The organism is Azospirillum brasilense, from assembly GCF_003349955.1.
GTDB lineage: Bacteria > Pseudomonadota > Alphaproteobacteria > Azospirillales > Azospirillaceae > Azospirillum > Azospirillum brasilense_B.
Genome location: NZ_QLKQ01000002.1, coordinates 152,094 through 175,464, shown reverse-complemented (window position 1 = coordinate 175,464; position 23,371 = coordinate 152,094). Strand labels below are relative to the sequence as shown.

Here is a 23,371-nt window from a genome sequence, read left to right as displayed (position 1 = left end):
TCCTGGTTTTTTCCTTTTTGTGCAGAAGGGGCGGAGCGGCGCATGGCGTCCTATCAATATGTCTATGTGATGAAGGGCCTGTCCAAGGTCTACCCCGGCGGCAAGAAGGTTCTGGACAACATCTGGCTGTCCTTCCTGCCCGGTGTGAAGATCGGCGTCCTCGGCGTCAACGGCGCCGGTAAGTCGACCCTGATGAAGATCATGGCCGGCCTGGACAAGGATTACTCGGGCGAGGCCTGGGCCGCGCAGGGCGCCAAGGTCGGCTACCTGTCGCAGGAGCCGCAGCTCGACCCGACGAAGACGGTGCAGGAGAACGTCCTGGAGGCCCTGGCCGAGACCAAGGGCCTGCTGGACCGCTTCAACGCCGTGTCCGAGGCGATGGGCGACCCGGACGCCGACTTCGACGCGCTGATGGCCGAGCAGGCCGAGCTTCAGGAGAAGATCGACGCCGCCGACGCCTGGGACATCGACCGCACGGTCGAGATCGCCATGGACGCGCTGCGCTGCCCGCCGGGCGATTCCGACGTGACCAAGCTGTCCGGCGGTGAGCGCCGCCGCGTCGCGCTGTGCAAGCTGCTCCTTGAGAAGCCCGACCTGCTGCTGCTCGACGAGCCGACCAACCATCTGGACGCCGAGTCTGTGGCGTGGCTGCAGAAGCACCTGGAGGACTACAAGGGCACCGTCGTCCTGGTCACCCACGACCGCTACTTCCTCGACAACGTGACCGGCTGGATCCTCGAACTCGACCGCGGGTCGGGGATTCCGTGGGAGGGCAACTATTCCTCCTGGCTGGAGCAGAAGCAGAAGCGTCTGGAGCAGGAAGGCCGCGCCGAGGAGGCCCGCCAGAAGCAGCTCGCCACCGAGCTGGAATGGATCCGGCAGTCGCCGCGCGCCCGTCAGGCCAAGAGCAAGGCCCGCATCTCCGCCTACGAGACGCTGCTGGCCGAGAGCGGCAAGGAAGCGACGGGCGAGGCCCGCATCGTCATCCCGACGCCGCCGCGCCTGGGCAACGTCGTCATCGAGGCCGAGAGCATCAACAAGGGCTTCGGCGACCGCCTGCTGATCGACGGCCTGTCCTTCCGCCTGCCGCCGGGCGGCATCGTCGGCGTGATCGGCCCGAACGGCGCCGGCAAGACCACCCTGTTCCGCATGATCACCGAGCAGGACGGGCCGGACGCCGGCACCTTCCGCGTCGGCGAGACGGTGAAGCTGGGCTATGTCGACCAGAGCCGCGATTCGCTGAACCCGAACAAGACCGTGTGGGAGGAGATCTCCGACGGGCTGGACATCATCGACCTCGGCAAGAAGTCGATGCCCAGCCGCGCCTACGTCTCGTCCTTCAACTTCCGCGGTCCGGACCAGCAGAAGAAGGTCGGCCAGCTCTCCGGCGGTGAGCGCAACCGCGTCCATCTCGCCAAGATGCTGAAGTCCGGCGCCAACGTCCTGCTGCTCGACGAACCGACCAACGATCTGGACGTCGACACGCTGCGCGCGCTGGAAGAGGCGTTGGAGAATTTCGCCGGCTGCGCCGTGGTCATCAGCCACGACCGCTGGTTCCTCGACCGCCTCGCCACCCACATCCTAGCCTTCGAGGGCGACAGCCATGTGGAGTGGTTCGAGGGCAACTTCGAAGCCTACGAGGCCGACAAAAAGCGCCGTCTGGGCGAGGATGCGGTGAACCCGCACCGCATCAAGTACAAGCCGCTGGTCCGTTCCTAAGCGGCTGCGGCGGTCCCCCTCTCCCGTTTCGGGGGAGGGGGCGTCCTCCGGTCACCCTTCCAGCTTCTGATGCTCCAGGAAGGCGGTCTTCAAGAGCTGCTTGAGATCGTCGCCGTACTGGTGGAAGCGCACGGACACCTGTCCCTTCCCCACGCCCTTGTGAACCACGACCATCCGCGCGGTGGCGGTGACGTCGTCCCGCCCGGTGATGGACAGGCGACCCTCGATCGTCTCGCCCTCCTCGAACAAATCGTCCGGCGCGTAGAAACTGACGCCGCCGATCGACCAGTTGCGGGAGGAATGGGCGCCGCGGTCGGTCTGGACGACCAGACAGGGCTGGGCGTAACGCTTCTGCGCCCGCCGTTCCTCCGGCACCGGGGGCGGCGGTGGCGCGGTGTCCACCGTCACCGTGATCCCCGTTCCGTCGAGCTTCGCCCCACCCAGCTTGGCGGAGCGCAGCACCGCGTCCTCCATCCGCGCGTCCCGCAGGTCGGCGCCGGTCAGGTTGGCGCCGTCGAAATTGGCCGGCCAGGGGCGATCCCCGGACAGGCGGGCCGGCCGGGCATCGGCGCGCGCCAGAACGGCGCGGGACAGCCCGGCGCGGCGCAGGTTGGTGCCGTTCAGGCAGGCTTCCGTCAGGTCGGCCCCGATCATCTCTGTGTAGGACAGGTCGGCCATCTCCAGGCTGGCCTTGCGCAGCCGCACACCCATCAGGCGGCACCGGCGCAGCCGCGCGGCGGCGAGCACGCGGCCGGTCAGATCGGCCCCGATCACCGACACGAGGTCGAGGTCGAGATGGCGGCCCTCCGCCCCATGGCTGTTCACCCACCGCTCATGCTCGGTGACGGCCTCCAGGAACACGCCGGCCGGCATGGGCTTGTAGGCCGGCTTGACGATGGCGTTCTCGGGAAGGGAGGCGGGCAGGTAGTTGCGGTCGAGCGTCGCCTCGTCGATCGTCGTGCCGTCGAAGGTCACACCGTCCAGCGTGGCGCCCCAGAAATCGGCGCCGACCAGGACGGCCGCGGTCATGTCGGCGCCCGTCAGGTCGGCGTCGTTCAGGTCGGCGCCGCTGAGGTCGCAGCCGGTGAAATTCGCGCCGGCCAGGATGGAGCGCTCCATCTTCGCCTCGGTCAGGCGGGTGACGCCGTCGCTGCGCGGCTTGTCGCCCGTTCCGTTCATCAGCGACCCGGCGCGGAAGTCGGCGCCGCGCAGGTTGGCGTCGGTCAGGATGGCGCGGTGCAGGTTGGCGCCCCGCAGGTCGGCCCCGATCAGCGTCGAGGCCGTCAGGTTCGCCCCTTCCATGTCGGCGCCGAACAGGTCGGCCTGCGAAAGGTCGGCCCGGACGAGGCGGGCGCCGACCAGATTGGTTCCGGCCAGCTTGGCCCCGTTCAGGTTCACCCGGTCGAGGTTGAGATTCGAAAGATCGCGGAAGCTGAGGTCGGCCCGCCGCCCGCCGCGGCGCGTCAGCCACGTCTGGTGGGCGAGGATGATCGCCTTGATCTCGTCGATCTCGTTCGGAGTCCGGTCGGCCATCGGATGGGGCGCCCGCTGCTGCAACACACACGTGAGGCTTCGGGCGCGACCATACCCCTTCCGGCGGAGTTCGTCACGGAATCGCCGTTCGGATCTTCATGAAATTCAGGCCATGAAATTCAGGCCATGAAATTCAGGCCATGAAAAAGGGCCGCCGGAAGGCGGCCCGTGACGGGGTGCGGTTTTTCAGGTGCCGAGGGATCAGCCGGCGCTGCCCACCTTCTGGCGAAGCGCCTGGAGCAGCCCCTCGACCCGCCCGCCGTTCTGGCCGATGACGGAGGCGAATTCCTGGCGCTGGGTCACGCCCATGCTGACGCCCTCGACCACCACGTCGATGATCTTGTAGGCGGTGTCGCGCTTGCGCACGCGCCAGTCCACATTCACCGGCGGGCCGTTGGGGCGGACGATCTGGGTGGAGACCATCGTGTCCGCTTCGCCTTCCACGCGGGAGCCGGAGATCCGGAAGGTCTCGCCCGAATACTCGACGAAGCGGTCGGCGTAGGTGTTGACGATCAGCCGTTCGAACAGCTTCTGATACTCGTCGTGCTGCTGCGGCGTGGCGGAATTCCAGTAGCGGCCCAGCACCCAGCGCCCGATGTAGGCCACGTCGAAGCCCTGGTAGAGCAGGGTGCGGAAGCGCTGCACCGCCTGCTCGCGCGACAGGCTCTTGTTCGAGAAGGTGGCGACGGCCTCGTTCCCCAGCGATTGGATGAACGCGGTCGCGCCCGGATCGGCCGATTGCGCGGCGGCGGGACGGGCGGCCCAGCTGCTCACCGCGAGCAGGGCCGCGCACACGAGAAACAGGCGACGTGTCAGCATGGCAAGGCAAAAGTGGCTGCCGCGGGGGCTTTGTCAACACTCAATCGGATAAAGGATCAAGCGCGGACGGTCGCATCGCGGCAGGCCTCCTCCTTATTTCTTGGCGGGTTCGTCGAAATCAGGGAATTCCGGCGTCGCCGGCGCGATGTCGTTGGCGATCGCGGCGCGGCGCTGCTGCGCGTACAGGCTGCGGGCCGTCGCGTAGAAGTCCAGGGAGTTCTTGCGCAGGTCGTCGATCTCGCGCAGGAGCTGCGAGCGGCGGTCCAGGCCAGCGGCGGCGGTGCGTCCATACATCGCGTTGTCCGCCCCGGCGGCGTTCGTGCCGATGCGGAACGGGTCGGCCAGCGTGTCGACGCCGTAGCCCAGCGTGTCGCGGAGGTTCGACGGGCCGAGGAACGGCAGCACCACGTAGGGACCGGGTCCGACGCCCCAGACGCCCAGAGTCTGGCCGAAGTCCTCCGGGCGGTCGCCGATCCCGGCTTCCGTCGCCACGTCGGCGAGGCCGCCGAGGCCGAGGATGGTGTTGGTCATGAACCGGCCGGTGGCGACCTGGGCGCCCTCGAAATCACCCTGCAGCAGGTTGTTGGCGATGTAGAGCGGGCCGAGCAGGTTCTGGATGAAGTTGTGCACCGCCTGGCGCAGCGGGTCGGGAACGACCCCCACATAGACCTCCGCCGCCGGGCGGATCAGCAGGATGTCCGCGGTCTCGTTGACGGCAAAGACGAATCGGTTGGGAATCTCCAGCGGATCGTTGACCGTGACGTCGGCTTCGCTGCTGCCGGGCGCGGTTGCGCAGCCCGCCATGCCGAGGGCGACGACGGCCACGGCGGCCGAGCGAAGAAGGGAGCGGGAGAGGTTGGCCAGCTTCATCGGCGACGGCTCTTTCTGGGGACACGACTCTGGGCGGGGCATCCGATTCCGCGGCCACGTCGCGCCACGTCCGAAGGGTTCGACCCCCCGCCGGGCGGCAACGGACGCTGCCGGACAGGACATCGCCCGGAAAATCCGTGCGATCCCTTTGTTCCGTGCCTAACACAGGCGCCGCCTTTTGACCAGCGTGCCACGCGAGGTCACCATACGGATGCCGCCCAATGTGGTAGGATTGCCGCGCCCTTCGCGTCACATCCGGGGGTCCCGTCAGCCGATGCCGCCCGATTGGAAGGGTGAGCGGTGAAAACGTGTTTACGCTGCATAAAGATATCTTTATATCTGTATCCCGCGTGGCGGGCCGTGGTGGCCGGCCGGTTCTTCGGGGCGTTTCGGGACGGTGCCGGCGGTCATGGACGAACTGCTTGCGACATTGAAGGCGGCGGCGGAAACCACGCGGCTTCGGCTGCTGGCGCTGTGCGCCCATGGCGAGCTGACGGTGACCGAGCTGACCCAGATCCTGGGGCAGAGCCAGCCGCGGGTGTCGCGTCACCTGAAGCTGCTGTGCGACGCCGGTCTTCTGGACCGCTTCCGGGAAGGCACCTTCGCCTTCTACCGGCTGACGGAGCGCGGCGCCTCGGCGGAACTGGCGCGGGTGCTGGTGGACGCGATCCCATCCGACGATCCGACCATGACGCTGGACCTGGAGCGGCTGGACGCGATCAAGCGCGCCCGCTCCGAGGCGGCGGCCAGCTATTTCCGTGAGAACGCCGCCCGCTGGCATGAAATCCGCTCCCTCCACGTCCCGGAGCGCGAGGTGGAGGAGGCGCTGCTGCGCCTGATCCCCGCCGGCGGGATCGGCGATCTCCTGGACATCGGCACTGGCACCGGCCGCATGCTGGAGGTGCTGGGGCCGCGCGCCCGGCGCGCCGTGGGCGTCGACCAGTCGCGCGAGATGCTGTCCATCGCCCGCACCAAGCTGGAGGACACCGCGCTCCGCCACTGCCACGTCCGGCAGGCGGACATGTACCAGCTTCCTTTCCCGTCCGGGTCCTTCGACGCGGCGGTCGTCCACCAAGTGCTGCATTTCGCGGAGGCGCCGGCCGATCTTCTGGCCGAGGCGGCGCGGGTGCTGCGGCCCGGCGGCCTGCTGCTGCTGGTCGATTTCGCTCCCCACGCCCTGGAAACCCTGCGCGCGGAGCACGCGCACCGCCGGCTGGGCTTTTCCGACGCCGAGGTCGCCGCCTGGTTCCGCCAATGCGGTCTGGACCGCGGAGCCGTGGTGCATCTGCCGGGCGAACCGCTTACCGTATCCATCTGGCCGGCGGTGCGCGCCGCGAAGGGCGCATCCCCGGCCGATCCTTCCATCCTCTCCATCAGCGGAGCCCAGTCATGACGTCCGGCACCCCGTCGGTCAGCTTCGAATTCTTCCCGCCCAAGACGGAGAAGATGGAACAGAGCCTGTGGCAGGCGATCCAGCGCCTTGCCACGCTCGGCCCGTCCTTCGTCTCGGTGACCTACGGGGCCGGCGGCTCGACGCGTGAGCGCACGCACAACACGGTGACCCGCATCCAGAAGGAGACGGGCATCCCCGCCGCCGCCCACTTCACCTGCGTGGGCGCGACGCGCGAGGAGATCGACGCCATCGCCCGCACCTATTGGGACGCCGGCATCCGCCATCTCGTCGCCCTGCGCGGCGACCCGCCGGAGACCGAGGGCGGAGTGGGCGGGCGCTACGTCCCGCATCCCGGCGGCTACGCCTACGCCGCCGATCTGGTGGCGGGGATGAGGAAGGTCGCCGATTTCGAGATTTCCGTCGCCGCCTATCCGGAGGCCCATCCGGAAGCGCCGAGCGCCCAGTTCGATCTGGACAACCTGAAGCGCAAGGTGGATGCCGGGGCGACGCGGGCGATCACCCAGTTCTTCTTCGACAACGACGCCTATTTCCGATTCCTCGACCGCTGCGCCGCCGCCGGCATCACCGTGCCGATCGTGCCCGGCATCCTGCCGATCACCAACTTCGCCCGCGCGGTGGAGTTCGCCGGCAAGTGCGGGGCGGCGATGCCCAAGCGCTTCGCCGAGACCTTCGAGGGGCTGGACGCCGATCCGGAGACCCGGCAACTCGTCGCCGCGACCATGGCGGCGGAGCAGTGCCAGGCGCTCCAGGCCCAGGGCATCAGGGACTTCCATTTCTACACGCTGAACCGCTCCGACCTGACGGTGGCCATCTGCCGGATGCTGGGCGTCAAGGCGAGGCAGCCGGCGGTGTCCTGACCGTCCCCCTGTGCTAGGGTGTTGCGGATCATCGCGGTCGGAGGATGGGCCATGGACAGCCGGATCGGTTACGACGACGACTTCTATGCCTGGACCCAGGAGCAGGCCCGCCTTCTCCGCGAAGCCGCCCGCGAACGCCTCAACACGCCCATCGACTGGGATCATGTGGCGGAGGAGATTGAGGGCATGGGCAGGAACGATCGGCGCGCGATCAACAGCCATCTTGCCCGTGTCATCGAGCATCTTCTGAAACTGGAGTTCTCTCCGGCTTCCGACCCGCGCAGCGGTTGGCGGAAGTCCGTACGCGAACAGCGTGCGGCGGCCGTCGATGCGCTGGCCGACAGTCCCAGCCTGAAAAGGCATGTCGATCTTCCGTCTGCGTTCCGCCGTGGACGCGGCTTCGCCACCGACGGGCTCGGACAGGATCGCGTCGATGAACAAGACCTTCCTTCCGAATGCCCTTACGGACTTGAACAGCTTCTTGACGAAGGCTGGTGGCCGGTGAACCGCCACGATCTCGACTGAGACGCTGAATCCCTGACTTTCCGCCCGACCTTCCTTCCGAAACGGACCCGATCTTCCCATGCCGCACATTCTCGACACTCTCCGCGACCGCGTCCTGCTCTGCGACGGCGGGTTCGGCAGCCGCATCCAGGCGCTCGACCTCGATGTGGAGAAGGATTACTGGGGGCACGAGAACTGCACCGACATCCTACCGCTCTCGCGCCCGGACATCGTGCGGGAGATCCACCGCGGCTATTTCGAGGCCGGCGCGGACATGGTGGAGACGGACACCTTCGGCGCCTCCCCGGTGACGCTGGGCGAGTTCGGCATCTCCGAGAAGGCGTTCGAGATCAACCAGCGAGCGGTCGAGCTGGCGCGCGAGGCGGCGGAGACGTTCTCGGACGGGCAGCCGCGCTTCGTCATCGGCTCGGTCGGACCGGGCACCAAGCTGCCCAGCCTGGGCCACATCCCCTATCAGGATCTTGAGGACAGCTTCTTCGTCCAGGCGGCCGGCCTGATCGCCGGCGGCGCCGACGCCATCCTGGTCGAGACCTGCCAGGACCCGCTGCAGATCAAGGCCGCGGTCAACGGCATCAAGTGCGCCCGCACAGAGGCCGGAAGCGACACGCCGGTCTTCGTCCAGGTGACGGTGGAGACCACGGGCACGCTGCTGGTCGGCACCGACATCGCGGCGGCCGCCACGGTGATCCAGGCGCTGGACGTGCCGCTGATGGGCCTGAACTGCGCCACCGGCCCGCTGGAGATGAGCGAGCACGTCAAGTGGCTGACCCAGAACTGGCCGGGCCTCGTCTCCGTGCAGCCGAACGCCGGCCTGCCGGAGCTGGTCGACGGCAAGACGCACTACCCGCTGCGCGCCGACGATTTCGCCCATTGGCTGGAGCGCTTCGTGACCGAGGACGGGGTGAATCTCGTCGGCGGCTGCTGCGGCACCAACGTCCCGCACATCGCGGCGGCCAACCAGATGCTGCGCAAGCTGGCCCCGGCCGGCTCGCACCGCCCGAACCCGAAGGGCCGCACGGTCCATTGGGTGCCCGCGGTCGCCTCGCTCTACTCCCAGGTCACGCTGCGCCAGGAGAACGCCTTCTTCGCCATCGGTGAGCGCTGCAACGCCAACGGCTCCAAGAAGTGGCGCGAGCTTCAGGAGAAGAACGACTGGGACGGCTGCGTCGAGATGGCGCGCGAACAGGTGAAGGAAGGCTCGCACACGCTGGACGTCTGCACCGCCTTCGTCGGGCGCGACGAGGTGGCGGAGATGAAGGCCGTCGTGCAGCGCTTCGCCGGCTCGGTCACCGCCCCGCTGGTCATCGACTCCACCGAATACATCGTTCTGGAGAAGGCGCTGGCGCTTTACGGCGGCAAGGCGATCCTCAACTCGATCAACTTCGAGGACGGTGAGGAGCCGGCCCGCAAGCGCCTCGCGCTCGCCAAGAAGTTCGGCGCGGCGGTGATCGCGCTGACCATCGACGAGGAGGGCATGGCGAAGACGCCGGAGCGCAAGCTCGCCATCGCCAAGCGCCTCTATGACCTGGCGGTCAACGAGTTCGGCCTGCCGGCCCACGACCTGCTGTTCGACCCGCTGACCTTCACCATCGCCACGGGCAACGAGGACGACCGCAAGCTGGCCATCTGGACGCTGGAGGGCATCGAGACGATCAGCCGCGAGATGCCGGGCTGCCAGATCATCCTGGGCCTGTCCAACGTCTCCTTCGGCCTGAACGCGGCGGCCCGCCACGTGCTGAACTCGGTCTTCCTCGACCACGCGGTGAAGCGCGGCATGACCGGCGCCATCGTGCATGTGTCGAAGATCATGCCGCTGCACCAGATCCCCGAGAAGGAGGTCAAGACCGCCGAGGACCTGATCTTCGACCGCCGTGCGGAAGGCTATGACCCGCTGCAGGCCTTCATCGCCCTGTTCGAGGGCCGCAAGGCCGCGGACGCCAAGAAGAAGGCCCGCGCCGAGACGGTCGAGGAGCGGCTGAAGGAGCGCATCGTCGACGGCGACCGCACCGGGCTGGAGGATGATCTCGCCGAGGCGATGAAGACCCATTCGCCGCTGGAGATCATCAACACCTACCTGCTCGACGGCATGAAGGTGGTGGGCGAGCTGTTCGGCGCCGGCAAGATGCAGCTTCCCTTCGTGCTCCAGTCCGCGGAGACCATGAAGGCCGCCGTGGCGTGGCTGGAGCCGCACATGGAGAAGCTGGACGGCCAGCAGAAGGGCACCATGGTGCTGGCCACGGTGAAGGGCGACGTCCACGACATCGGCAAGAACCTCGTCGACATCATCCTGACCAACAACGGCTACAAGGTCGTCAATCTCGGCATCAAGCAGCCGGTCGGCGCGATCATCCAGGCGGCGAAGGAGCACAAGGCCGACGCCGTCGGCATGTCCGGCCTGCTGGTGAAGTCCACCGTCGTCATGCGCGAGAATCTGGAGGAGATGACCCGCGAGGGGCTGGAGGTTCCGGTCCTGCTCGGCGGCGCCGCGCTGACCCGCGCCTATGTGGAGACGGACTGCGTGGCCTCCTACGGCTCGGGCCGCGTGGCCTACGCGGGCGACGCCTTCGACGGGTTGACCCTGATGGATCAGGTGGTGGGCGGCAGCTTCGACCAGCAGCTCGCCATCCAGCAGGCCAAGCGGGCGGGCCGGGCGGTCAACCGCCGCCGCGTGCTCGGTCAGGCGACGAGCGCCACCGTCGGTCCGGTGGACAAGGACGCAGCCCGCGCCCGCCGCGCCCGGCTGGCCGAGGGCGTGCCGGTGCCGACGCCGCCCTTCTGGGGGCCGAAGGTCATCGAGCATGTGCCGCTGAAGACGCTGGTGACCTACCTGAACGAGCGCATGCTCTACCAGCTCCAGTGGGGCTACCGGAAGGACGGCAAGTCTTTCGAGGAGTTCAAGGAGTGGGCGAAGAAGGAGCTTCGCCCGGTGCTCGACCGCATCCTTCAGATCGCCGCGAAGGAGGAGATCCTGCGGCCCCAGGCGGTCTACGGGTACTGGAAGGCGGCGGCCGACGGCGACGACGTCATCCTGTTCGCCGAGGACGGCATCCGCGAGGTCGCCCGCTTCACCCTGCCGCGTCAGGCCAAGGAGGACGGCGAGTGCATCGCCGACTTCCTGCGCGACGTGAACGAGGGCGAGCGCGACGTGCTGGGTCTCCAGATCGTCACCATGGGCCAGCATTGCGCCGAGGTGGCGCGGGAGTGGTTCGCCGAGAACCGCTACCAGGATTATCTCTACCTGCACGGCCTGTCGGTGGAGATGACCGAGGCGATGGCGGAGTATGTCCACGCCCGCATCCGCGCCGAGCTGGGCTACGGCGCCGAGGACAGCCGCGACAAGGAGAAGCTGCTTCAGCAGGCCTACCGCGGCAGCCGCTACAGCTTCGGCTACCCGGCCTGCCCGAACCTCGCCGACCAGGAGCAGCTTCTGACGCTCCTCGACGCCGGGCGGATCGGCGTGGAGATGTCCGATGAGCACCAGCTCCACCCGGAGCAGAGCACCTCGGCCATCGTCCTGCATCACCCGCGGGCGAAGTACTTCAGCGTGTGACGCGGGTCGCCTGAACCGGGGCATCGTCTCCTTTCCCGTGTTGCAACGGGAAAGGAGGCGTCTTCGGATTGGCGGACCATCCATGCCGGTTCCCAAAGCGTGGCGGCATCGCTTATCCTTGAGGGCATGAACCATTCGCCCACCCCGCTTCGCCTGCACCGGGAAACCGTCCGCCCGGAGTGGATCGACTACAACGGCCACATGAACGTGGCCTATTACCTGCTCGCCTTCGACCACGCGACCGACGCCGTGCTCGACCATTTCGGGATCGGCAAGGCCTATGCGGAGGGCGAAGGGCGGTCGATGTTCGCGGTGGAGGCGCACCTGACCTACGCCCGCGAGGTGACCGAAGGCGACGGGCTGACCTTCACCTCCCTTGTTTTGGGCGCGGATGCCAAGCGGCTGCATCTGTTCCACGAAATGCGCCATGAGGAGGACGGCTTCCTCGCCGCCACGGCGGAATTCGTTCTGCTCCATGTCGATCTGGCGGAGCGCCGGTCGGTGCCGCTGGCTCCGGAAACCGCGGAGCGGCTGGCCCGCACCGTGGCGGAGCACGCCGCTCTGCCCGCGCCGCCGCAGGCCGGACGATCGGTCGGGCTGCGGACGCCGAAGGGGGCGTGACGGTAAGTCGCTCCCGTCACCGCCTTTTGTTGCGCCGGACCCTTTGTTATTCGGTCCCTGCGACACTATCTGTTGGCGCATGAAGACGACAATTTTCGCCGCCTTCGCGGTACTTTCCACCTTCCTGGGCACGGCCCTGGTCCCCTCCGCCGCATTGGCCGAATGCACCGACCCGGCGCAGCCGAAGGTGAACTGGCGCCGCTGCTATTTCGACGGGCGCGATCTGTCGTCTGCGAAGCTGGCCGGGGCGATGCTGCGCGACGCCACCTTCCAGCGGTCGACGCTGAAGGACGCCGACCTGTCGGACACCGATGGCTACCGCGCGAAATTCTTCAGCGCCACCATGCCGGGGGTGAAGCTGGACGGCGCCCGCCTGATCGAGGCCGATTTCACGCGGGCCGATCTGACCGGAGCATCCCTGAAGGAATCCGACCTGCGCAACGCCAAGCTGGTGAACGCCATCCTGCACAACGCCGACTTCACCGGGGCGCGGCTCGGCGGGGCGGACCTGCGGCACGCCGATCTGTCGGGCGCCACCTGGATCGACGGCACGACGGTCTGCGCCGCGAAATCCGTAGGCCAGTGCAACTGAGGAATTCGCCAGTAAATTTCCCCTCGATTGTAATATAATGACCCATTGGGAAAGTCCCTTGCCCGTCTCTTTCCCGCTGCGGTAGCCTTTTATTCAAAGCGCAGTGGAAAGGCGGACAGGATGGCGGGCGATCAGGATTTCGAGACGGCGCGGATTCTCGCGAGCCGTGCCATGGATCGGATCGCCGTCCACGGGCTGTTGCCGAACCCGGAGAACTTCACCCTCTGGTACGCCTATTTCGGCGGGCAGAACCCTGACCTGACCCGGGCCATCGAACTGGCCCAGCGCGACGGCGCCACGCTGTCGCAAGGCCATTGCGACGAGCTGTACAAGCGCTTCTTCACGCTGGACGCCGAGGCCCAGGCCATCCGCGAGACGTCGGAGCGGGCGCGCGTCGCCCTGGGGCGCATCCTCGACCAGTTGGGCAGCGTCGGGTCGGAAACCGATCGCTATGGGCAGACGCTGGCCGGCTTCCGGGGGGAACTGGACCAGCCGATGAGCCTGGCCGAACTGCGCGCCATGGTGGCGGCCATCGCGGCGGAGACGACCGCCATCGTGGACCGCCAGACCCGTCTGCAGAGCCAACTCCTCGAATCCAGCCAGCAACTGGCCGAGTTGCGCGTCGTTCTGGACTCCGCGCGGCGCGAGGCAATGACCGACGGGCTGACCGGCATCGTCAACCGGCGCGGCTTCGATCTGGCGCTGGCCTCCGCCGCGGAGGAGGCGATGCAGACCGGCATGCCGATGACCCTGCTGATGGTGGACATCGACCATTTCAAGCGCTTCAACGACGTCCACGGCCATCTCGTCGGCGACCATGTGCTGAAGCTGGTCGCCAAGGTGCTGACCGAGGGGGTGAAGGGCCGCGACACCGTCGCCCGCTATGGCGGGGAGGAGTTCAGCGTCATCCTGCCCCACACAGCCCTGGACAACGCGCTGAAGGTGGCCGAGCAGCTCCGCGCCTCGGTCGGGTCGCGGCAGATCATCAACCGGACGCGCAACGCCAATTACGGATCGGTGTCCCTGTCGGTCGGCGCGGCGGAGTACCGGCCCGGCGAGGATCTGTTGGCCCTGCTGCGCCGTGCCGACGAGGCGCTCTACACCGCCAAGCGCGGCGGGCGCAACCGCGTCTGCGCCGAGGCCACGGTGGCGGGCTGACCACCGCCGCTCAGTCCCTGCCGGTCAGGCGCCGGACCGCGGCGTCGGTTTCCGCCACCAGCCGCGCCATCAGTTCGGCCGCCGTCTGCCGCCGCGCGAGACGGACGCCCTGTCCGGCCCACAGCGAGAGAAACTCGGCGCGCCCCTGCTGCGCCGCGGCGGTGCGCATCGGGCGGGTCAGCGCGTTCTGAAGGGGGAAGGGCAGGGCGTCGCCGTCCGCGATGTCCTCCATGACCCGGTTCACGATCCCGCGCGCCGGGCGGCCCGAGAAGGCGCGGGTGACGCGTGTCTGGGTCTCACGGGAGTCGAGGATCGCCCGCTTGTGCGCCTCGGGGATGCCGGCCTCCGCGCAGGTCAGGAAGGCGGTGCCCATCTGCACACCGGCGGCGCCCAGAGCCAGCGCCGCCGCGATGCCGCGTCCGTCCATGATTCCGCCGGAGGCCAGCACCGGCAGGGTCACCGCGTCCACCACTTGCGGAACCAGCGCCATGGTGCCGACCAGGCTGGCGGCGAAATCCACCTCGCCTGGGCCCGTGGCGAAGCTGCCGCGGTGTCCGCCGGCCTCGGCGCCCTGGGCGACTACGGCATCCATGCCGGCCCGTTCCAGCGCGACGGCCTCCTCGACGCTGGTCGCCGTGCCCATTAGGAGCATCCCCCGCGCCTTGATGGCGGCCAAAGCGTCGGCGGACGGGATGCCGAAGGTGAAGCTGAGGGCCGAAGCCCCGCAGTCCAGCGCCGCGTCCAATTGGGCGGCGAAGCCGTCGGCTCCCAGGGCCGGTGTTCCGGGAGCGGGCAGGCCGAGGTCGGCGTGGTAGCGCACGATGGCGGCGACCGCCGCGTCCATCCGGCCGGCATCCGGTGCCTCGGGCGCGGGCAGGGGGGCGAACAGGTTGATCCCGAAGGGACGGGCGGTCCGGGCCCGGATCGCCCGCCCCCGTTCGGCGATCTGGTCCGGAGTCAGGTAGGCCGCCCCGACGAAGCCGATGCCGCCCGCCTCGCCCACCGCGGCGACGAGGTCCGCCGTGTCGGCGCCCCCGGCCATCGGGGCCTGGACGATGGGGGTGGACAGGCCCAGGCGCTGGGTCAGAGTGGTGTGAACCGGCATCGCGCCGCCCTCCGCTTTCGGTGATCCGCGGAGGGAGGCTAGGGCAGTCCGGCCATCGTGAAAAATGATTTGTTCAGATGGGACGGATCATGTCCGGTGATGGGAGGGCGTGGCCGCGTCACGCGGCGCGCAGCCACACCGCCGTGTCGTGGAAGGCGGCACCACCGGCCGGCGGGACCGGCTCAGGCGAGGTCAGGGTGTTGATCCCGATCCCCTCCAGGAAGGCGCTGTTCGGCCAGATGCCCTCGACGATCACCACGCCGCGCGGCACCCCGGCGAAGGGCTTGGCGTGGACGACGACGCTGCCCAGCCCGTTGCCGAGGCGCACGGCGTCGCCGTCTGCCAGGGCGAGGTCCGCCGAGTCCTCCGGGTGGATCAGGACGGTGGGGCGGCCTTCGCGGCGCTGGGCGGTCACCGTCTCGGTGAAGCTGGAGTTGAGGAACTGCCGTGCCGGGGCGGTGACGAGGCGGAAGGGATGCTCGGCGTCGGCCGGGCGGCCCGGCGCCATGTGGTCCGGCAACTCCGGCAACTGGCCGGCGCCGTAGGGGCCGAGCGCCGCCCAGTCGGGCGCGAAGCGGAAGCGCCCGTCCGGGAAGGCGAAGCCGTTCAGGAAATGCGAGGTCTCGAAATCCGGCTGGGCGTCGATCCAGCGCTGCTCCGTCAGGGTGGCGGCGTCGGTGAGGCCGGAGGTCTTCAGCATGGAGTCGATGATCTCCAGCGCGCTCATGCCGAAGCCCGGATGTTCAGCGCCGACGCGGCGGGCCAGCTCGGAAATCACCCAGTGGTTTTCGCGCGATTCGAACTGCGGCTCGATCACCTTGCGGCCGATCAGGATGTGCATCTGACCGCCGCCGCGGTAGAGGTCGTCGTGCTCCAGGAAGGTGGTGGCGGGAATGACGATGTCGGCCAGCTGCGCCGTGTCGGTCATGAACTGCTCGTGCACCGTCACGAACAGGTCGTCGCGCAGGAAGCCGCGGCGCACGCGGGCGCTGTCCGGACAGATCGCCGCCGGGTTGGTGTTCTGGATCAGCATGGCGGCGATCGGCGGACCGCTCTTGATGTCCTCGCCGGTCAGCACCGCGCCGATGCGCGACTGGTCGAAGCCGCGCACCGACGTGTCCAGCCGGTCCAGCCCCTCCGACAGGGTGCGGTCGATGCTGTAGATGCCCGACGAACAGTAGAGCGCCCCGCCGCCCTTGTGCGCCCAGGCGCCGGTGACCACCGGCAAACAGGACACCGCGTGCATCTGCGCCGCCCCGTTGTGGGCGCGCGTCAGCCCGTAGCCCAGCCGCAGATAGCTGCGCTTGGTGGTGCCGTAGAGGCGGGCGAAGCCGACGATCTCCTCCACCGTCAGGCCGGTGATCGCCGCCGCCCATTCGGGCGTGCGGGTGGCGAGATGCGCCTCGAACCGATCCGCCCCGGCGGCGTAGCGGTCGAGATAGGCGCGGTCGGCCAGACCCTCCCGGAACAGGACGTGCATCACCGCGCAGGCCAGCGCGCCGTCGGTGCCCGGGCGCAGCATCAGGTGCAGGTCCGACACCTCCGCCGTGCCGGTGCGGTAGGGGTCGATGGTGACCAGCTTCGCCCCGCGGCCCTTGCGGGCGCGGCTGACGTGGGTCATCACGTTGACCTGGGTCGCCACCGGGTTGCCGCCCCAGTTCACGATCAGGTCGCTGTCGGCCATCTCGCGCGGGTCGGCGCCGCGGATGTCGCCGTGGCCGGCCAGCCAGCCCATGTTGGCCGGCGTGTCGCAGACCGTGCTGATCTGCCGGGAATAGCCCTTGGTGTGGCGCAGCCGCTGGATGCCGCCGCGCTGCACCAGCCCCATGGTGCCGGCGTAGAAGTAGGGCCAGACGGCTTCCGCGCCAAGACGCCGCTCGGCGTCCAGGAAGGCGTCGGCGATGCGGTCCAGAGCCTCGTCCCAGCCGATCTCCGCCCACTGGCCCGAGCCCTTGGGGCCGGTGCGCCGCAGCGGCGTCCTCAGGCGGTCGGGGGAATGGACGCGCTCCGCGTAGCGGCTGACCTTCGCGCAGATCACACCCGCCGTGTAGCTGTTGGCGGCGGCCCCGCGGACCTTGCCGATGCGGTCCGGCGCGACCCGCTCCACTTCGAGGGCGCAGGTGCTGGGGCAATCGTGCGGGCAGGCGGTCGGCAGGAAGACGGAGTTCACGGAAGGGCGCCTCGACGGGGGAAAAGCGGTGGTCAGCTTATGTCCGGCGTCCGGCTTTCCGCAACCGGTCAGGATTGTTTAAGGACTGCCATCAGATTTCAATATTGCAGCCCTATCCTTGTGGAGACGCGTCGCGAAAAGATGTATGTTTTCGAAAAAATACTCGCATAAGGCGGCGTAATGACCGTCGAGAGCGCGGAACGACACAGCAAGGGGAAGCCGTATGATCGCGAATGTTGCCGCAGGCGCCCGACGGACGCTGCGGGCCGGGGTGTTCGCCAGCCTGATCGGAGCCATGGTCGGAGCCGTTGCCGGCATGGCCGCTCCGGGAATCGCCGCGGCGCGGGCGGACGGCGTGAAGCTCGGCTATGTGGAATTCCCACCCTACACCCAGACTGACGGCGGGGCGGCGAAGGGCAGCCTGATCGAGGCGTTCGACAAGGCCGCCAAGGCGGCCGGGATCGCCTACAGCGCCGAATCGGCCCCGGCCCGCCGCCTGTTCTCCGGCATCGCGGACGGCGACTTCAACGTCTTCCTGGGCATCCGCACGGTCAAGGAGTTCGACGGCACCACGCTGATCAGCGCCGCCCCGATCGCCCGGATCGAGTTGAACGCCTACGGCATCGGCGAGGCCCCGGCGGTCAAGGCGAAGGAGGATCTGTCGGGCAAGGCGGTGATCGCGCTGAACGGCTATTCCTACGGCGGCTGGCGCGCCTGGATGGAGGACCCGGCCAACAAGGTGCAGATGGTCGACGCGCGCACCGCCGACCAAGCGCTTCAGCTTCTCCAGGCCGGGCGGGCGCCGACGCTGCTGCAGTACTCGTTGCCCATGCAGCAGGCGCTGGGCGGGAAGACGCTCGCCGAGCTGAAGGCGACGCCGGTCCAGAGCCTGGACGTCTACATCGTCGTGTCGAAGAAGACCCCCGACGCCGCGGCGGTTCTGGCGAAGCTCGAAGCCGGGTTCAAGGCGACCCAATAGCGCCGAGGCGGACGCCGACCGTTCGGCAACCGATTGTTCAGCAAGAGAAAAGGGCGGATCATGACGGTCAGCGGCGCGGCAGACGGGACCCGGGACAGCGGGAATCACGGTGGAGGTTTGGGGTTGCGCCTGCGGGCGATGCTGCTGATCGGCGGCGTGCTGCTGGTCTATCAGGTGCTGGCCATCGCCTGGGGCGTGCACAGCTCGGCCAACCAAGCCAAAGAGACGCTGGCGGCGCGCGCCGACATGGTGGCCACGCTCCAGGCCCGCGCCGCGGCGATCCCGCTCTACGACTTCGACACCGAACAGGTGCGCGAGGTCGCCAAGGCGCCGTCCTCCGACCCCGATTTTCTCGGCGCCCAGGTGCGCGACGACAAGGCCAAGGTGGTGGCCGAGGTCGGAGACACCAAGGCCGCGAAGGGCTTCATCGAGGTGGTGAAGCCGATCGTCGGCGGGCAGGCCGGGCAGCGCAAGACCATCGGCGAGTTCGTCCTGCGCCTGCGCACCGACCGGGTGGAGGCGCGGGTGACCGCTGACGCGGCGACCCAGATCGCCGTCGGGGCCGTCGCCTTCCTCGCCATCATGGCGGCGCTCTACCTCGTCGTCTCCGCGATCACGCGACCGCTGATGCAGATCACCGCCATGGTCGGCCGGCTGGCCCAGGGCGACTACGCGGTCGCCGTGCCCGCCCTGGAGCGCCGCGACGAGATGGGGGCGATGGCGCGCACCATCGACATGCTTCGCCAGAACGCCCAGCAGCGCCAGCGGCTCGAAGCCGAGAAGCTGGCCCGGCAGGCCGAGGAGGCGCAGCGCGGCGAGCGGCTGACCCGCCTCGCCGCCGCCTTCGACCGCTCGGTGCAGGCGACGGTGGGCGAGGCCTCCACCGCCGCCTCGCAAATGAAGGGCAGCGCCGGCAGCATGCTGGAGAGCGCGCTGCGCGCCGACCAGTGCAACGCCTCGGTGGCCGGGGCCGCCGACGAGACCAGCCGCACCGTCCAGACCGCCAGCGCGGCGGCGGAGCAACTCACCCAGTCGATCCGCAGCATCGCCGAGAGCGTCAAGCAGTCGGTCGCCATGTCCGCCCAGGCCATCGACCGCGCCGACGCCAGCCGCAAGACGGTGGAGGCGCTGGCCGCCGGCGCCGCCAAGATCGGCGAGATCACCAGCCTCATCACCTCCATCGCCGGGCAGACCAACCTGCTGGCCCTGAACGCGACCATCGAGGCGGCGCGGGCCGGGGAAGCCGGCAAGGGCTTCGCCGTGGTGGCGAGCGAGGTGAAGAACCTCGCCAGCCAGACCGCCAAGGCGACGGAGGAGATCGCCACCCAGATCGGCGCCATCCAGTCGGTGACCCAGGACACCGTGTCCGCCATCGGCGCCATCACCGAGACCATCGGCCAGCTCAGCCAGCGTTCGGCGGAGATCGCCGCTTCGGTCCAGGAGCAGTTGGCCGCGACCGGCGAGATCGCCGAGAAGGTCCGCACCGTGGCCGGCGAGGCCGACACCGTGACCCGCAGCATCGCGGTCGCCTCCGGCGCCTCGTCGGAGGTGGCGACGGCGGCCCGCGAGTCGGTGGAGGTCGCCCAGACTCTCCAGGCGCGCTTCGTCGATCTGCGCGACGAGGTGCAGAGGTTCCTGGCCTCGATCAAGGCGGCGTAAACAGCCTTGCGATGACACGCAACTTGCTTGCGGCGGGAGGGAATGCCCGCCTTGGGCAAGTTGCGTTTCCGCTTTTCGCCTCGCCGCACTAGGATGCCGCTCCCGAAAGGCGAGGATGATATGGACGACGGATTGAAGTGCCCGAAATGCAACTCCGAGCATGTCTATCAGGACGGCATGCTGTGGATCTGCCCCGAATGCGCCCATGAATGGAACCCGCAGGCCGAAGGCGGCGCGGGTGCGGACGCGGCGGATCAGGGAGTGCGGGACGCCAACGGGAACGCGCTGAGCGACGGCGACGCGGTGACAGTCATCAAGGATCTGAAGGTCAAGGGCTCGTCCCTGGTCGTCAAGGGCGGCACCAAGGTGAAGAACATCCGTCTGGTCGATGGGGCCGACGGCCACAACATCGCCTGCAAGATCGACGGCATCGGCGCGATGAACCTGAAGTCGGAATTCGTCAAGAAGGCGTGACGGCGCTCCGGCTTCCCCGGAAAAGAAAAACCCCTCGCCGGAACGCTCCGGCGAGGGGTTTTCCTTATGGGCCTTCGCCCGGGGATGAGGGATTACATCATCCCCAGCGCGCGCGGCAGCCAGGTGGAGACGATCGGCACGTAGGTGATCAGCACCAGGAAGCCCAGCATCGCCAGCAGCCACGGCCAGACGGCCACGGTCAGCTCGGTGATGCCCATCTTGGTGATGCCCGACGCGACGTAGAGGTTCAGACCCACCGGCGGGTGGCACATGCCGACCTCCATGTTCACGACCATCATGATGCCGAAATGCACCGGGTCGATGCCCAGCTTGATGGCGACCGGGAACAGGATCGGCGCCATGATCAGCACGATCGACGACGGCTCCATGAAATTGCCGGCCATCAGCAGAAGGATGTTGGTCACCAGAAGGAAGGCGATCACGCCCAGCCCCTGGGCGACGATCCAATCGGCGATGCCCTGCGGGATGTTCTCCGACGTCAGCACGAACGAGAAGAGCACGGCGTTCGTGATGATGTAGAGCAGCATCGCCGACATGCTGGCCGAGGACAGCAGCACCTTCGGCACGCCGCGCAGCGGCATGTCCTTGTAGACGAAGACCGCGATGATGAAGGCGTAGACGGCGCTCATCGCCGCGGCCTCGGTCGGCGTGAAGACGCCGGAATAGATGCCGCCGATGACGATGACGATCAGCGACAGGCCCCAGATGGCCTCGCGGAAGGCCTTGAAGCGCTGGGCCAGGCTGGCCTTTGGCAGGCGCGGATAGCCGAACTTGCGCGCACGGTACCAGGTGACGCCGCCCAGCACGAAGGCCAGCAACAGGCCGGGGATGACGCCTGCCATGAAGAGCTGCCCGACCGAGGCGGCGTGCGGGCTGCCGCTGGTGGCGACCGAATACATCACCATCACGATGGACGGCGGGATCAGGATGCCCAGCGCGCCCGAGGTGGTGATGACGCCGGCGCCGAACTGCTTCGGGAAGCCCTGGGCGACCATCGCCGGAAGCACGATGGAGCCGATGGCCACCACCGTCGCCGGGCTGGAACCGGACACCGCCGCGAACAGGGCGCATCCCATCACGCCGGCGAGGCCGAGGCCGCCGTGCCAGTGGCCGACCATCGCCGTGGCGAAGTTGATCATGCGCCGGGCCACGCCGCCGTGCGTCAGGAAGTTGCCGGCCAGGATGAAGAACGGGATCGCCATGATCTCGAACTTCTCGATGCCGGTGAACAGCTTCAGCGCCACGGCCTCGATCGGCACATGGGTCATGGTGAAGAGGAAGGTCAGAACCGTCAGGCCGAGCGAGATGGAGATCGGCATGCCGGTCAGCATCAGGACCAGCAGGAGGCCGAAGATGATGGCGGCGTTCATCGGTCGTTCTCCTTCGGTCCCTTGGCGGAATCAGGGCCGTTGCCGGGCTTGCGGCCCTCGTGATGGGCGATGTCGTGCGGGTGCAGGTTGTCGTCCATCTCGTACCAGTTGACGTCCTGCGCGGCGCGTTGCGGGTCGGTGGTGTCCTCCTCCAGACCCTCGACATGGCCGTGGTCGTGGTGCGGCAGCTCGCCGGTGCGCAGGAAGTTCACCATCACCTGAAGGAAGCGGAAGCACATCAGGTAGGAGCCGAGCGGGATCGCCAGATAGATGATCCACATCGGCCATTCCAGGTCGGCCGACACCTGCTCGGTGTCCGACATGTGCCAGACGAAGGTGGAGCCCATCGTGCCGACCACGCCGGTGAAGGTCGCGCCGGCCAGAAGGCCGAACACGATGAATTTCGCGCGCAGGGGGGTGGAGAGCTTGTTGATGAGGACGTCTACACCCACATGGATGCCGGTGCGGACACCGTAGGCGGCGCCGAACTTCGCCATCCAGACGAACATGTAGATGCACAGCTCCTGCGCCCAGGCCAGATTCCAGTGGAGGATGTAGTCCTGGATGATGGGGAAGCCGGCGGCGTAACGGTGGGCGACCGAGATGAAGATGATTATCGTCGCCGCTGCCATCAGGAAGGCGATAAGAATCTCCTCCAGATGGTCTAGGATTTTCATGGGCATGGTGGCTCCGCGCGCAGGAGGAAGCGCCCGCGTCGAGTGAGCGGGCGCTTGCCGAGGGCTGTGCGTTGGTCTTGCTTGATTGGACCGGGCGGCAGTGCCGCCCGATCAGGTGCTCGTGATCACTCGCACTTGGCGGCGTCGGTCTCGGTCTTGATGCTCGCCAGCAGTTCCTTGCCGACGCGCGACGCCATGTCCTCGTGGACCGGCAGCATGGCTTGGCGCCACGACGCGCGCTCGTCCTTGGTCAGCTCGTAGAACTTGGTCTTGCCGGCGGCCTTCATCGCCTCCAGGGACTTGTCGTTCTCTTCCTGGGCGATGTTGTTGGCGTACTCGGTCGCCTCCTTCATCGCACCGTCGAGCTGGGTGCGGACGTCGGCCGGCAGGCCGTCCCAGAACTTCTTGTTCACGATGACCGCGTAGCCCAGATAGCCGTGGTCGGAGAGCGTGGCGTGGCTCTGCACCTCGTGCATCTTCTGGGTGTACATGTTGGACGGCGGGTTCTCGGTGCCGTCGACGACGCCGGTCTGCAGCGCCTGATAGACCTCGGAGAAGGCCATCACCTGCGGCAGGGCGCCGAGCGCGCGCATCTGCGCGTCCAGCACCTTCGACGACTGGATGCGCATCTTGAGGCCCTTGAAGTCCGCCGTGGCGTGCAGCGGCTTGTTGGCGCTCATGATCTTGAAGCCGTTGTCCCAGTAGGCCAGACCGGTGATGCCCTTGTTCTCCAGCTTCTGGAACAGCTGCTTGCCGATCGGGCCGGTGGTGACCTTCACCAGGGCGGCCTTGCAGGGGAAGATGTAGGGCAGGTCGAAGATCTCGAATTCCTTGGCGCCCAGCGGGCCGAACTTGGCCAGCGACGGGGCCAGCATCTGCACGGCGCCGAGCTGCAGCGCCTCCAGCTCCTCCTTGTCCTTGTAGAGCTGGCTGTTGGGATAGACCTCGACCTTCACCTTGCCGCCGGTGCGCTGCTCGGCCAGCTGCTTGAACTTCTCGGCGCCCTTGCCCTTCGGGGTCTCCGGAGCGACGACGTGGCTGAACTTGATGACGATCGGCTCCTGCGCGGTGGCGGCGGTGGCGGCCATCAGGCAGCCGGCGGCGACGGTGGCGCACAGCAGCGAAACGAACTTCATAGGGGTCATCCTCCACTTGTTGTTGGTCGGACTGATGGTCCGGCCTTTGATATTCTTTCATTGTTCGATAATTTCGCCCTCGACGCTATTGTGGAAATCCGTAGCTGTGAACGTGACATATT

Annotated in this window: 19 protein-coding genes; 11 read left to right on the top strand and 8 right to left on the bottom strand. The window is 68.0% G+C overall.

Annotated elements, in window-relative coordinates; genetic code table 11:
- The first annotated feature begins 42 nt into the window (after positions 1-42).
- Positions 43-1,719, top strand: coding sequence for an energy-dependent translational throttle protein EttA (ettA, locus tag DXK32_RS01840; protein WP_014240614.1), 1,677 nt, complete (start codon positions 43-45; stop codon positions 1,717-1,719).
- Between the two features lie 51 nt (positions 1,720-1,770).
- Here ettA and DXK32_RS01835 read toward each other — a convergent pair whose 3' ends face one another.
- The 3 genes from DXK32_RS01835 to DXK32_RS01825 form a co-directional block, all read right to left on the bottom strand.
- A complete protein-coding gene (locus DXK32_RS01835) occupies positions 1,771-3,252 on the bottom strand; it encodes a pentapeptide repeat-containing protein (RefSeq protein WP_114856985.1) in 1,482 nt (493 codons plus the stop codon).
- Between the two features lie 201 nt (positions 3,253-3,453).
- Positions 3,454-4,071 (bottom strand): MlaC/ttg2D family ABC transporter substrate-binding protein, encoded by a 618-nt coding sequence (locus tag DXK32_RS01830; protein ID WP_038527421.1) that lies wholly within the window; start codon positions 4,069-4,071, stop codon positions 3,454-3,456.
- 93 nt (positions 4,072-4,164) lie between these two features.
- On the bottom strand, positions 4,165-4,941 hold the full coding sequence (locus tag DXK32_RS01825) for an MlaA family lipoprotein (protein ID WP_114856943.1): 777 nt from the start codon (positions 4,939-4,941) through the stop codon (positions 4,165-4,167).
- 409 nt (positions 4,942-5,350) lie between these two features.
- Between DXK32_RS01825 and DXK32_RS01820 the strand changes: the two genes are divergently transcribed.
- The 7 genes from DXK32_RS01820 (at position 5,351) to DXK32_RS01790 (ending at position 13,658) form a co-directional block, all read left to right on the top strand.
- On the top strand, positions 5,351-6,334 hold the full coding sequence (locus tag DXK32_RS01820) for an ArsR/SmtB family transcription factor (RefSeq protein WP_114856942.1): 984 nt from the start codon (positions 5,351-5,353) through the stop codon (positions 6,332-6,334).
- Positions 6,331-7,212, top strand: a complete 882-nt coding sequence (gene metF / locus DXK32_RS01815) for a methylenetetrahydrofolate reductase [NAD(P)H] (RefSeq protein ID WP_114856941.1) — start codon at positions 6,331-6,333, stop codon at positions 7,210-7,212. Before DXK32_RS01820 ends, metF begins: the two co-directional genes overlap by 4 nt.
- 51 nt (positions 7,213-7,263) lie before the next feature.
- Positions 7,264-7,737, top strand: a complete 474-nt coding sequence (locus tag DXK32_RS01810; protein WP_114856940.1) for a DUF29 domain-containing protein — start codon at positions 7,264-7,266, stop codon at positions 7,735-7,737.
- 58 nt (positions 7,738-7,795) lie between these two features.
- On the top strand, positions 7,796-11,287 hold the full coding sequence (metH, locus tag DXK32_RS01805) for a methionine synthase (protein WP_114856939.1): 3,492 nt from the start codon (positions 7,796-7,798) through the stop codon (positions 11,285-11,287).
- Positions 11,288-11,413: 126 nt separating this feature from the next.
- On the top strand, positions 11,414-11,908 hold the full coding sequence (locus tag DXK32_RS01800; RefSeq protein ID WP_114856938.1) for a thioesterase family protein: 495 nt from the start codon (positions 11,414-11,416) through the stop codon (positions 11,906-11,908).
- Between the two features lie 79 nt (positions 11,909-11,987).
- Entirely contained in the window at positions 11,988-12,500 is a 513-nt protein-coding gene (locus DXK32_RS01795) for a pentapeptide repeat-containing protein (RefSeq protein ID WP_114856937.1), read from the top strand.
- Between the two features lie 171 nt (positions 12,501-12,671).
- Positions 12,672-13,658: a GGDEF domain-containing protein gene (locus tag DXK32_RS01790; protein ID WP_247876927.1), complete on the top strand. Its 987-nt coding sequence runs from the start codon at positions 12,672-12,674 to the stop codon at positions 13,656-13,658.
- A 10-nt stretch (positions 13,659-13,668) separates the two neighbouring features.
- Here DXK32_RS01790 and DXK32_RS01785 read toward each other — a convergent pair whose 3' ends face one another.
- Both DXK32_RS01785 and DXK32_RS01780 read right to left on the bottom strand, forming a co-directional pair.
- Entirely contained in the window at positions 13,669-14,763 is a 1,095-nt protein-coding gene (locus DXK32_RS01785) for an NAD(P)H-dependent flavin oxidoreductase (RefSeq protein WP_114856935.1), read from the bottom strand.
- A 118-nt stretch (positions 14,764-14,881) separates the two neighbouring features.
- Positions 14,882-16,933, bottom strand: coding sequence for a molybdopterin oxidoreductase family protein (locus tag DXK32_RS01780; RefSeq protein WP_114856934.1), 2,052 nt, complete (start codon positions 16,931-16,933; stop codon positions 14,882-14,884).
- Between the two features lie 223 nt (positions 16,934-17,156).
- Between DXK32_RS01780 and DXK32_RS01775 the strand changes: the two genes are divergently transcribed.
- The 3 genes from DXK32_RS01775 (at position 17,157) to DXK32_RS01765 (ending at position 20,045) form a co-directional block, all read left to right on the top strand.
- Entirely contained in the window at positions 17,157-17,912 is a 756-nt protein-coding gene (locus DXK32_RS01775) for a transporter substrate-binding domain-containing protein (protein WP_114856933.1), read from the top strand.
- Between the two features lie 123 nt (positions 17,913-18,035).
- The gene (locus tag DXK32_RS01770) at positions 18,036-19,571 is read left to right on the top strand and encodes a methyl-accepting chemotaxis protein (protein ID WP_162801030.1); all 1,536 of its coding nucleotides are present in this window, start codon (positions 18,036-18,038) and stop codon (positions 19,569-19,571) included.
- A gap of 120 nt (positions 19,572-19,691) precedes the next feature.
- The gene (locus DXK32_RS01765) at positions 19,692-20,045 is read left to right on the top strand and encodes a zinc ribbon domain-containing protein YjdM (protein ID WP_114856931.1); all 354 of its coding nucleotides are present in this window, start codon (positions 19,692-19,694) and stop codon (positions 20,043-20,045) included.
- 92 nt (positions 20,046-20,137) lie between these two features.
- Here the strand turns inward: DXK32_RS01765 and DXK32_RS01760 are convergent, their stop codons facing one another.
- The 3 genes from DXK32_RS01760 to DXK32_RS01750 form a co-directional block, all read right to left on the bottom strand.
- Positions 20,138-21,436, bottom strand: a complete 1,299-nt coding sequence (locus DXK32_RS01760) for a TRAP transporter large permease (RefSeq protein ID WP_114856930.1) — start codon at positions 21,434-21,436, stop codon at positions 20,138-20,140.
- Complete coding sequence (locus DXK32_RS01755; RefSeq protein WP_114856929.1) at positions 21,433-22,119, bottom strand: TRAP transporter small permease; 687 nt, start codon at positions 22,117-22,119, stop codon at positions 21,433-21,435. Before DXK32_RS01755 ends, DXK32_RS01760 begins: the two co-directional genes overlap by 4 nt.
- Positions 22,120-22,238: 119 nt before the next feature.
- Positions 22,239-23,249, bottom strand: a complete 1,011-nt coding sequence (locus DXK32_RS01750) for a TRAP transporter substrate-binding protein (protein ID WP_114856928.1) — start codon at positions 23,247-23,249, stop codon at positions 22,239-22,241.
- Between the last annotated feature and the right edge of the window lie 122 nt (positions 23,250-23,371).

What these genes read in the sequence shown, in the direction of transcription:
- ettA (WP_014240614.1), top strand. Translation starts at nt 43, where the DNA reads ATGGCGTCCTATCAATATGTCTATGTGATGAAGGGCCTGTCCAAGGTC.
- DXK32_RS01835 (WP_114856985.1), bottom strand. Translation starts at nt 3,252, where the DNA reads ATGGCCGACCGGACTCCGAACGAGATCGACGAGATCAAGGCGATCATC.
- DXK32_RS01830 (WP_038527421.1), bottom strand. Translation starts at nt 4,071, where the DNA reads ATGCTGACACGTCGCCTGTTTCTCGTGTGCGCGGCCCTGCTCGCGGTG.
- DXK32_RS01825 (WP_114856943.1), bottom strand. Translation starts at nt 4,941, where the DNA reads ATGAAGCTGGCCAACCTCTCCCGCTCCCTTCTTCGCTCGGCCGCCGTG.
- DXK32_RS01820 (WP_114856942.1), top strand. Translation starts at nt 5,351, where the DNA reads ATGGACGAACTGCTTGCGACATTGAAGGCGGCGGCGGAAACCACGCGG.
- metF (WP_114856941.1), top strand. Translation starts at nt 6,331, where the DNA reads ATGACGTCCGGCACCCCGTCGGTCAGCTTCGAATTCTTCCCGCCCAAG.
- DXK32_RS01810 (WP_114856940.1), top strand. Translation starts at nt 7,264, where the DNA reads ATGGACAGCCGGATCGGTTACGACGACGACTTCTATGCCTGGACCCAG.
- metH (WP_114856939.1), top strand. Translation starts at nt 7,796, where the DNA reads ATGCCGCACATTCTCGACACTCTCCGCGACCGCGTCCTGCTCTGCGAC.
- DXK32_RS01800 (WP_114856938.1), top strand. Translation starts at nt 11,414, where the DNA reads ATGAACCATTCGCCCACCCCGCTTCGCCTGCACCGGGAAACCGTCCGC.
- DXK32_RS01795 (WP_114856937.1), top strand. Translation starts at nt 11,988, where the DNA reads ATGAAGACGACAATTTTCGCCGCCTTCGCGGTACTTTCCACCTTCCTG.
- DXK32_RS01790 (WP_247876927.1), top strand. Translation starts at nt 12,672, where the DNA reads ATGGATCGGATCGCCGTCCACGGGCTGTTGCCGAACCCGGAGAACTTC.
- DXK32_RS01785 (WP_114856935.1), bottom strand. Translation starts at nt 14,763, where the DNA reads ATGCCGGTTCACACCACTCTGACCCAGCGCCTGGGCCTGTCCACCCCC.
- DXK32_RS01775 (WP_114856933.1), top strand. Translation starts at nt 17,157, where the DNA reads ATGATCGCGAATGTTGCCGCAGGCGCCCGACGGACGCTGCGGGCCGGG.
- DXK32_RS01765 (WP_114856931.1), top strand. Translation starts at nt 19,692, where the DNA reads ATGGACGACGGATTGAAGTGCCCGAAATGCAACTCCGAGCATGTCTAT.
- DXK32_RS01760 (WP_114856930.1), bottom strand. Translation starts at nt 21,436, where the DNA reads ATGAACGCCGCCATCATCTTCGGCCTCCTGCTGGTCCTGATGCTGACC.
- DXK32_RS01755 (WP_114856929.1), bottom strand. Translation starts at nt 22,119, where the DNA reads ATGCCCATGAAAATCCTAGACCATCTGGAGGAGATTCTTATCGCCTTC.
- DXK32_RS01750 (WP_114856928.1), bottom strand. Translation starts at nt 23,249, where the DNA reads ATGAAGTTCGTTTCGCTGCTGTGCGCCACCGTCGCCGCCGGCTGCCTG.